The organism is Micromonospora sp. DH13 (assembly GCF_020873825.1).
GTDB classification, from domain to species: Bacteria; Actinomycetota; Actinomycetes; order Mycobacteriales; family Micromonosporaceae; genus Micromonospora; species Micromonospora haikouensis.
Genome location: NZ_JAHWGR010000037.1, coordinates 40,538 through 47,990, shown reverse-complemented (window position 1 = coordinate 47,990; position 7,453 = coordinate 40,538). Strand labels below are relative to the sequence as shown.

Sequence of the window (7,453 nt, the reverse complement as noted above, 5' to 3'; positions counted from 1 at the left end):
CTGATGTCCACGTCTGCAGATAAGGTCGTCGAGGCGCTTCGGGCTTCGCTCAAGGAGACCAGCCGGCTCAAGCAGCTCAACCAGCAGCTGACGGCGGCGGCCCGGGAGCCGATCGCCATCGTGGCGATGTCCTGCCGCTACCCGGGCGGGGTGTCGTCGCCGGACGAGCTGTGGGACCTGGTGGCCGCGGGCGGCGACGCCATCGGCGGCTTCCCCGCCGACCGGGGCTGGGACCTGGACAACCTGTACGACCCGGAGGCCGGCCGCGTCGGCCGCTCCACCACCCAGCAGGGCGGGTTCCTCTACGAGGCGGCCGAGTTCGACGCCGACTTCTTCGGCATCAGCCCCCGCGAGGCCCTGGCCATGGACCCGCAGCAGCGGCTGCTGCTGGAAACGTCGTGGGAGGCGTTCGAGTCGGCCGGCATCGCCCCGTCGTCGGTGCGCGGGCAGAAGGTCGGCGTGTTCGTCGGCACCGCCGCCAACGGCTACGGCGTCGGCCAGGACGGCGGCGCGGACGGCGCCGACGAGGGCTACCTGCTCACCGGCACCGCCACCAGCGTCGTCTCCGGCCGCATCGCGTACGCGCTGGGCCTGGAGGGGCCGGCCGTCACCGTGGACACCGCCTGCTCGTCGTCGCTGGTCGCCCTGCACCTGGCCTGCCAGGCGCTGCGCTCCGGCGAGTTCGACCTGGCCCTCGCGGGCGGCGTGACCGTGATGGCCACCCCCAGCGCGTTCGTCGGGTTCTCCCGGCAGCGCGGCCTCGCCTCCGACGGGCGGTGCAAGTCGTTCGCCGCCGCCGCCGACGGCACCGGCTGGGCCGAGGGCGTCGGCCTGCTCCTCGTCGAACGGCTCTCCGACGCCCAGCGCAACGGCCACCGCGTCCTCGCCGTGGTGCGCGGCTCCGCGATCAACCAGGACGGCGCGTCCAACGGGCTCACCGCCCCCAACGGGCCGGCGCAGCAGCGGGTCATCCGGCAGGCGCTCAGCAACGCCCGGCTCGCCCCCGCCGACGTGGACGCCGTCGAGGCGCACGGCACCGGCACCACCCTCGGCGACCCGATCGAGGCGCAGGCGCTGCTCGCCACCTACGGGCGGGACCGCGACGGGCACGAGCCGCTGTGGCTCGGCTCGATCAAGTCGAACATCGGGCACAGCCAGTCCGCCGCCGGCATCGCCGGGATCATCAAGATGGTCATGGCGATGCGGCACGGGCTGCTGCCGGCCACCCTGCACGTCGACACCCCGTCGCCGCACATCGACTGGTCGGCCGGGGCCGTGTCGCTGCTCACCGAGCCCCGCCCCTGGCCCGCCGTCGACCGGCCGCGCCGGGCCGCCGTGTCGTCGTTCGGCATCTCCGGCACCAACGCCCACGTCATCCTCGAACAGGCCGACGCCGCTCCCGCCCCCGGCGTACCCGAGGACCGGCCCGGCCTGCTCGCCGCGCCCGCCGCCACCGTGTGGGCGCTGTCCGCCCGGTCCACGGCGGCCCTGCGCGCCCAGGCCGCCCGCCTCGCCCGCTACGTCCGCGCCCGCGCCGGCCTCGACCCGGCCCGGCTCGCCTGGTCCCTCGCCGCCACCCGCTCCGAGTTCGAGCACCGGGCCGCCGTCGTCGCCGCCGACCCGGCGCAGCTCCTCGCCGGCCTCGACGCCCTCGCCGCCGGCACCCCCGCCGGGACCGTCGTCACCGGCGTGGCCGGCGAACCCGGCGAGGGGCCCGTCTGGGTCTTCCCCGGCCAGGGCGCCCAGTACGTCTCGATGGCCGCCGGCCTGATCGGCGCCTGCCCCGTCTTCGACGAGGCTCTCGCCGAGTGCCAGGCCGAGTTCGACCGCTGGCTCGACGTCGACCTGGTCGCCGTCCTCACCGGCGCCGACGAGTCGTGGCTGACCCGCACCGAGGTCGTCCAGCCGGCCCTGTTCGCCGTCGGCGTCGGCCTGGCCCGGGTGTGGCGGCACGCCGGCCTCACCCCCCGCGCCGTCGTCGGCCACTCCCAGGGCGAGATCGTCGCCGCCCACGTCGCCGGGGCGCTGACCCTCGCCGACGCCGTCAAGATCCTCGCCCTGCGGGCCCGCGCCCTCGCCGGCATCGCCGGCACCGGCGCGATGGTCGCCGTCGACCTGCCCGCCGCCGAGGTCGCCGGCCGGCTCCCCGACGGGCTGAGCGTCTCCGTCGTCAACGGGCCCACCGCCACCGTCGTCTCCGGCCCGCCGCAGGCCGTCGCCGACCTGGCCGCCGCGTACGCCGCGCAGGGCGTGCGCGCCCGGATCATCGACATCGACTACGCCTCCCACTCGCCGGCCGTGCAGCCCGTCGCCGACCGGATGCGCGCCGACCTGGCCGGCGTCGTGCCCCGCGACGCCGACGTGCGGATCCTCTCCACCGTCACCGGCACCTGGATCGACGGCGCGGCCCTCGACGCCGACTACTGGGCGGAGAACCTGCGCCGGCCGGTGCTGTTCGACACCGCCGTGCGCACCGCCGTCGACGCCGGACACACCGACTTCGTCGAGGTGTCCCCGCACCCGGTGCTGAGCATGTCGCTCGCCGCGATCCTCGACGACACCGGCACCACCGGCCGGGCCCTGGCCACCCTGCGCCGCGGCGAGGACGCCGCCGCGCGGCTGCTCACCAGCCTCGCCGCCGCCCACGCCCACGGCCTCGCCGTCGACCTGCGCCGCGTCCTCGCCCCCGCCGACGCCCTGGTCGACCTGCCCACGTACGCGTTCCAGCGGCAGCGCTACTGGCCCGAGCGGACGGCCGCCGCCACCGCCGCCGGACCGGTCAGCCCCGACGTCGTCGACGTCGAGTTCTGGTCGGCCGTCGAACGCGCCGACGTGGCCGCCCTCGCCGCCCAGCTCGACGGCGCGCCCGCCGACCTGGAGGTGCTCGCCCCGGCGCTGCCCGTGCTGTCGTCCTGGCGCAGGGCCCGGCTGCAGCGCGCCGTGCTCGACGGCTGGTCGTACCGGATCGTCTGGAAGCCCGCCGGCCCGCCCGCCGGCCCGACGATGGCCGGTGACCTGCTCGTGGTCCTGCCGGCCGGCGACCCCACCGTGGCCGGCTGGGTGGACGCCCTCCAGTCCGCAGTCGACGGCGCCCCCGACGGCCGCCGGGTGCGGCGCGTCGCCGTCGACCCCGCCGGGACCACCCGCGAGGAACTGGCCGCCGCCCTCGCCGAGCACCGGGACGCGCCCCTGGCCGGCGTGGTGTCGCTGCTCGGCCTCGCCGACGACCAGTACCCGGGCCACCCCGGCATCCCCACCGGCCTGGTCGCCACCACCCGCCTCGTGCAGGCGCTGCGCGACGCCGACGTGCCCGCCCCGCTGTGGTGCCTCACCGTCGGCGGCGTCGGCACCGACCCGGCCGAGCCGGTGGCCAGCGCCGCCCAGCACGCCCTGTGGGGCCTCGCCCGGGTCGTCGGCCTGGAACACCCCGGCCAGTGGGGCGGCCTCGTCGACCTGCCGACCACGCCCGACGCCGCCTGCTGGGCCGAGGTCGCCCGCATCCTCGTCGGCGGCGGCGACGAGGACCAGTTCGCGGTCCGCCCCTACGGCACGTTCGTGCGCCGCCTCGCCCGCGCCACCGCCCGCACCGCCGGGCGGGTCACGGCGTGGCAGCCGCGCGGCACGATCCTCGTCACCGGCGGCACCGGCGCGATCGGCGCGCAGGCCGCCCGCTGGCTCGCCGCCAACGGCGCCGAACACCTGGTGCTCACCAGCCGCCGGGGCCTCGCCGCCGCCGGCGCGGCCGAGCTGGCCGACGAGCTGACCGCCACCGGCGTACGGGTCACCGTCGCCGCCTGCGACATGGCCGACCGCGAGCAGGTCGCCGCCCTCGTCGCCGGCCTCGACGACGTCGCCCCGCTCACCGCCGTGCTGCACGCCGCCGGGATCACCCAGCTCACCGCCCTCGTCGACACCGACCTCGACGTCCTCGACCACGTCATGGCCGGCAAGGTCGCCGGGGCGGTGCACCTCGACGAGCTGCTCGGCGACCGGCAGCTCGACGCGTTCGTCACGTTCGCCTCCATCTCCGGCGTGTGGGGCAGCGGCGGCCAGGGCGCGTACGCGGCCGCGAACGCGTATCTCGACGCGCTCGCCGAGCAGCGCCGCGCCCGGGGACTCGCCGCCACCTCCGTGTCCTGGGGCGCCTGGGCCGAGGGCGGCATGGCCACCACCGAGGAGGCGCAGCGGCTGCTCAGCCGGCGCGGCCTCAACCCGATGCAGCCGGCTGCCGCGCTGCTCGCCCTGCGTCGCGCCGTCGAGCACGGCGAGACCTGCCTCGTCGTCGCCGACGTCGCCTGGGAACACTTCGCCCCCGCGTACGCGTCCGCCCGGCCCCGCCCGCTGCTCGACGACATCGCCGAGGCCCGCGACGCCCTCGCCGCCCGCCCCGCCGACGGCATCACCGACCACGCCGCCGCCCTGCGCCGCGACCTGGCCGCCGTGACCCGCGCCGAACGCGACCGGCAGCTCACCGACCTGGTGCGCGGCCACGCCGCCGCCGTCCTCGGCCACCCCGGCACCGACGCGGTCAAGCCGAAGCGGGCGTTCAAGGAGCTGGGCTTCGACTCGCTGACCGCCGTGGAGCTGCGCAACCAGCTCACCGCCGCGACCGGGCTGGCCCTGCCCACCACGCTCATCTTCGACTACCCCAACCCGGCCGCCCTCGCCGGGCACCTGGCCGCCCTGCTGCGGCTCGACGACGCCGCACCCGCCGCGACCCCGGGCACCGGCATCGGCCCGGCCGCCGCCGACGAACCCATCGCCATCGTCGGCATGAGCTGCCGCTACCCGGGCGGCGTCAGCGACCCCGACGGGCTGTGGGACCTCGTCGCCGCCGGCCGCGACGGCATCACCGAGTTCGCCCCCGACCGGCACTGGGACCTCGACCGGCTCCTCGCCGCCGACCCCGACGCGCCCGGCCGCTCCTACACCCGGCACGGCGGCTTCCTCGACGGGGCCACCGACTTCGACCCCGTCTTCTTCGGCATCTCCCCCCGCGAGGCCCTCGCCATGGACCCGCAGCAGCGGCTGCTGCTGGAGGCCACCTGGGAGGCGTTCGAGCAGGCCGGCGTCACCCCCGACAGCCTGCACGGCACCCCCACCGGCGTGTTCGTCGGCGCGTCCCCGTCCGGCTACGGCACCGGCGACGAGACCCCCGACCTGGACGGCTACCGGCTCACCGGCGGCGCGCACAGCGTCATCTCCGGCCGCGTCTCCTACACGTTCGGCCTGGAGGGCCCGGCCGTCACCGTCGACACCGCCTGCTCGTCGTCGCTGGTGGCCCTGCACCTGGCCGTGCAGTCGTTGCGGCAGGGCGAGTGCGACCTCGCCGTGGCCGGCGGCGTGACCGTCATGGTCACCCCCGGCGCGTTCGTCGAGTTCACCCGGCAGGGCGGCCTCGCCGCCGACGGGCGGTGCCGTTCCTTCGCCGCCGCCGCCGACGGCACCGGCTGGGGCGAGGGCGTCGGCGTGCTCCTCGTCGAACGCCTCAGCGACGCCCAGCGGCGCGGCCACCGCATCCTCGCCGTCGTGCGCGGCTCCGCCGTCAACCAGGACGGCGCGTCCAACGGGCTGACCGCCCCGAACGGGCCGTCGCAGCAGCGGGTCATCCGGCAGGCCCTGGCCAACGCCGGCCTCACCACCGCCGACGTGGACGCCGTCGAGGCCCACGGCACCGCCACCACCCTCGGCGACCCCATCGAGGCGCAGGCGCTGCTCGCCACGTACGGGCAGGACCGCCCCGCCGACCAGCCGCTGTGGCTGGGGTCGATCAAGTCGAACATCGGCCACACCCAGGCCGCGGCCGGCGTCGCCGGGGTGATCAAGATGGTCCTCGCGCTGCGCTACGGCACCCTGCCGGCGACCCTGCACGTCGACGAGCCCACCCCGCACGTCGACTGGACGGCCGGCGCGGTCGAGCTGCTCACCGAGGCCCGGCCGTGGCCGCAGGTGGACCGGCCGCGCCGCGCCGCCGTGTCGTCGTTCGGGGTCAGCGGCACCAACGCCCACGTCATCATCGAGCAGCCGCCCACGTCGGCGGCCGACGGCGCGACCGCCGAGCAGCCGGCCGGCGCGACCGTGCAGCGGCAGGACGGCGCGACCGCCGACCGGCCGCACGGCGACGCCGCCGACCGGCCCGCCCCGCCGCTGGTGCCGGTGCTGCTCTCCGCCCGGGGCGAGGGTGGCCTGTCCCGCCAGGCCACCCGGTGGGCCCGGCGCTGGGCCGACCGGACCACCGGCGGCGACCTGCCCCGGCTGGTCGACGTCGGCTGGACGTCGCTCGTCGCCCGCACCGCCCTGGAACACCGCGCGGTGCTCCTCGCCGCCGACCACGCCGAGCTGGCCGCCGCCCTGACCGCCCTCGCCGACGGCGAGCCCACCGACGCCGTCGTCACCGGCCGCGCCGCCGACCGGGGCCCCGTCGCCTTGCTCTTCTCCGGTCAGGGCGCGCAGCGTGCCGGGATGGGTCGGGAGTTGGCGGAGGCGTTCCCGGTGTTCGCGTCGGCGTTGGACGAGGTGTGCGCCCACCTGGATGCGCTGCTGCCGCAGCCGCTCAAGGGGGTGCTGTTCGCGGCGGAGGGTTCCGCCGACGCCGCTCTGTTGGACCAGACCGTGTTCACGCAGGCCGGGTTGTTCGCGGTCGAGGTGGCCCTGTTCCGGCTGGTGGAGTCGTTCGGGGTGGTGCCGGACCTCGTCGGCGGGCATTCGGTCGGTGAGATCACCGCCGCGCACGTGGCCGGGGTGCTGTCCCTGGCCGACGCGTGTCGGCTCGTGGCCGCCCGGGGTCGTCTGATGCAGGCGTTGCCGGCCGGGGGCGGGATGCTCGCGGTCAACGCGGCCGAGGCCGAGGTGGCGGAGTCCCTGCACGGTCGGGCCGACGTCGGGATCGCCGCCGTCAACGGGCCCACCTCCGTGGTCGTCTCCGGCGCGGTCGAGGCCCTCGACGAGGTCGAGCAGCTCTGGCAGGGCCGGGCCGTCCGCACCCGCCGGTTGACGGTGAGTCACGCGTTCCACAGCCCGTTGATGGAGCCGATGCTCGCCGACTTCCGGGCGGTCCTGGAGACGCTGACCTTCGCCGCGCCGCTGGTGCCGGTCGTGTCGAACCTGACCGGGGCGCTCGCCGCCGGCGACGACCTGCGGACCGCCGACTACTGGGTGCGGCACGTGCGGGAGGCCGTGCGGTTCGCCGACGGGGTCGCCGCACTGCAAGCCGCCGGGGCGGACACGTTCGTCGAGATCGGCCCCGGCGCGGTGCTCACCGCCCTGGTCCGCGAGACCCTGACCGACGACGAGCTGCTCGCCGTCCCGGCCCAGCGCCGCGACCGCGCCGAGCCCCGCGCCCTGCTCGCCGCCCTCGCCGAGCTGTACGCCGGCGGAGCACACGTCGACTGGGCCCCGCTGCTCGCCGACGCCGCACCGACCCGGGTCGACCTGCCCACGTACGCGTTCGCGC

Annotated in this window: 1 protein-coding gene (only partly in view); it reads left to right on the top strand. The window is 77.0% G+C overall.

All coding sequences use genetic code 11. From position 1 onward, the window contains the following. Window positions 1–3: 3 nt before the first annotated feature. Window positions 4–7,453, top strand: the 5' end (the start) of a protein-coding gene (locus LPA42_RS27730; protein ID WP_228986967.1) for a type I polyketide synthase. 22,562 nt of this gene lie beyond the right edge of the window; only the first 7,450 of its 30,012 coding nucleotides appear in the window; it begins with the start codon at window positions 4–6; the stop codon falls past the right edge of the window.